Origin of the sequence: Maribellus sp. YY47 (genome assembly GCF_023111095.1) — a bacterium.
Lineage (GTDB): Bacteria > Bacteroidota > Bacteroidia > Bacteroidales > Prolixibacteraceae > Draconibacterium.
Genome location: NZ_JALGYW010000045.1, coordinates 1 through 3,180, shown reverse-complemented (window position 1 = coordinate 3,180; position 3,180 = coordinate 1). Strand labels below are relative to the sequence as shown.

The window sequence follows — 3,180 nt, the reverse complement described above, 5'->3', positions numbered from 1 at the left end:
AAACAAGATACCATTAAAATTAAAAGCTATAAAAGAACAGACCGTTTCAAAGCTAGCTTTGAAACGGTCTGTGAATCTATTAACTTAGTCCAATAATCTGTAACGCTTATTTAGGACTAGTCAAAATTTGATTACAGCAAACTCAATGTAACGGTTAAACCGGCCATAACCACCGAAACCATTGTCATTAATTTGATCAGGATGTTCAATGAAGGGCCAGAAGTATCTTTGAACGGGTCGCCAACGGTATCGCCAACCACACCCGCTTTGTGTGCTTCGCTTCCTTTACCACCATAGTTTCCTTTTTCAATAAATTTTTTGGCATTGTCCCAGGCACCACCGGCGTTGTTCATAAAAACAGCGAGCGTAAACCCAGCGGTCAAACCTCCGGCAAGCAGACCGATAACACCGGCTACTCCCATTGCGGCACCAACAACTACGGGTACTACAATGGCCACTAACGATGGCACCAACATTTCGCGCTGTGCTCCTTTGGTCGAAATCTCCACACATTTGGCATATTCCGGCGTTCCGGTACCTTCCAGGATTCCTTTTATTTCACGGAACTGACGGCGAACTTCATCCACCATCGCTCCGGCCGCTCTGCCAACAGCTTTCATCGTCATTGCACTAAACAGGAAGGCCATCATCGATCCCAGAAAAAGCCCTCCGAGAAACAACGGGTTGAAAAGTGTGATATCGTAAGCAGCCGAAAAATCCTTTACTGAAGCCGCTGATATTTTCACCGCTTTCATTCCATCTTGAACGGCCGGGGCCACATCGTTGTAAAAAACGTATTCACCTTTGGTAATAAAACCTTCCCCTGCTTTGGCAATTTTCCCAAACCACAAACGCACTTCTTCCATGTAAGCCGAAATCAGTGCCATGGCAGTAAGTGCAGCCGAACCAATGGCAAAACCTTTACCTGTAGCAGCAGTTGTATTTCCTAACATATCAAGAGCGTCGGTGCGTTCGCGAACTTCTTTTGGCAATTCCGACATTTCGGCGTTCCCTCCGGCGTTATCCGCAATTGGCCCAAAAGCATCGGTTGCAAGGGTAATTCCCAGGGTAGAGAGCATGCCCACGGCAGCAAATCCAATTCCGTAAACCCCCATTGCAAATTCGTTGGCACCTCCGGCAGCCCAGAAAGCCCCCATAATTCCGAGTACAATGGTTACTACCGGAATCCAGGTTGAACCCATACCTACTGCAATACCATCAATAATGGTTGTGGCTGGTCCCTGCTGAGCCTGTTTCGCTATGCCTTTTGTAGGCGCATATTCGTCTGATGTATAATATTCTGTAGCCTGTCCAATAATAACGCCAGCTGCCAGTCCGATCACAACGGCACCAAATACTCCCCATGTGATCCATCCGGCAAATGCAAGTCCAACCAACGCAACAAGTATTAAAACCGAGCTACCACCTGTTCCGAGCAACAAGGCATTCAGCAGGTTTTTCTGAGTAGCGGATTCTTTTGTCCGAACCATAAAAATACCAACAATTGAAAGGATAATCCCCAGTGCCGCAACGATCATCGGAGCTGTAACTGCCTGAATTGCATCGATCCCGGTTTCTTTAAGTGCAACCGCAGGAAGAGCTGCTCCCAGCGCGGCAGTAGCCAGAATCGAACCGGCATACGATTCGTAAAGGTCGGCACCCATACCAGCCACATCACCAACGTTATCACCAACATTATCGGCAATGGTTGCGGGGTTACGCGGGTCATCTTCCGGAATACCGGCTTCCACTTTACCCACCAGGTCGGCGCCCACATCAGCAGCTTTGGTGTAAATACCACCACCTACACGGGCAAACAAGGCCTGGGTAGAAGCGCCCATACCGAAAGTAAGCATCGTAGTGGTAATCTCAACCAATTTCTGTTGCTCCGTAGTTCCAGTATGAACAAAATCGAGGCCCAGAAAATGCAATCCATTCACCATATGGTCGGGAGTGAATACAATGTGGGTCAAAAACAAATACCAGGCAGCAATATCGAGAAGCGCAAAACCAACAACGACCAGCCCCATTACAGCGCCGCTTCGAAAAGCAACCTGCAGTCCTTTATTCAGCGACTGCGAAGCTCCGTGAGCCGTTCTGGCCGATGCATATGTTGCTGTTTTCATTCCCAGAAAACCACACAAACCCGAAAAGAAACCTCCGGTAATAAATGCGATCGGAACAAAAGGATTTTGAACTTTAAAGAATGCCATAATCGCAAGTAGTATAAAAAGCACAACAAATACAATCCCTACTACTCTGTACTGACGCTTCAGATAAGCCATTGCACCTTCACGAACGTATTGCGCAATTTCTTTCATCCGGTCTGTACCTTCCGAATTCTTCATCATCGATTTGAAAAAAATCCAGGCAAACACCAACGCCAGAATAGAGGCGACGGGTACGAGAATAAAAATACTGCTCATAAGATGATTAAATTTTAATGTAACATCGTTACGGTTTAGATTTCTGTGTAATATCGTCTTAATTCATCTACCTGACTTTTCATTGGTCAGGGTAAGTTTCGTTTATTTAGTTCTTATCACAAAGATAAATTTTAGATTGAATTGCAAAAGGTTTGCGCGGCTTGTTTCTTCCTGATTCAGTATAAATTAACAATACCTGAAAGTCTTTATTTCACCTGAAAAAGCCCCGCAATTTTACGGCGAGGCTTCTTATCCATTTCAGCATTTAGCATCATTGGGGAGCTTTCGTTTACCGAAGCCTGAACATCGGTTGGACGGATCAGCTGTTGTAAAAATTGTTATCCCTGAAAAACAAATGAAGATCGGGCATTTTATGAAAAGGCATTGCTTTCAATCAAGTTAGGGCAAAAATATTCCCCCGATCGCTTACCCACCAACAGCACTTACTTCGGAGCCTGCCAGAGTCGCCTCTGAACCTACTGCGAGCGGTAAAAAGGCGACACCAGTCGGTATTTTGCCTACTGCAGTCGCCTCCGAGGTAACTCCGGTCGGTAAAAAGCCTACTCCAGTCGCCTCTGAAGTAACTCGGGTCACCTTTTTGCCGACTGCAGTCGCCTCTGAAGCCCGGCGAGTATGTTTTGAAGTGGGGAGGGGTACTTCGGAAGTACCCCTCCCCACCTCTGAAGTACCCCCTAACCCCTGAAAACTACTCCATAACATATTTTCGGCGGTAACTTTAATCCTATTTATGTTT

The 3,180-nt window shown here is 46.2% G+C and carries 1 protein-coding gene; it reads right to left on the bottom strand.

The features are described from left to right. Nucleotides 1-131: 131 nt before the first annotated feature. Nucleotides 132-2,426 carry a sodium-translocating pyrophosphatase gene (locus tag MR764_RS20105; protein ID WP_247981254.1) on the bottom strand — a complete coding sequence of 765 codons (2,295 nt, stop codon included), beginning with the start codon at nt 2,424-2,426 and terminating at the stop codon, nt 132-134. Nucleotides 2,427-3,180 lie beyond the last annotated feature (754 nt).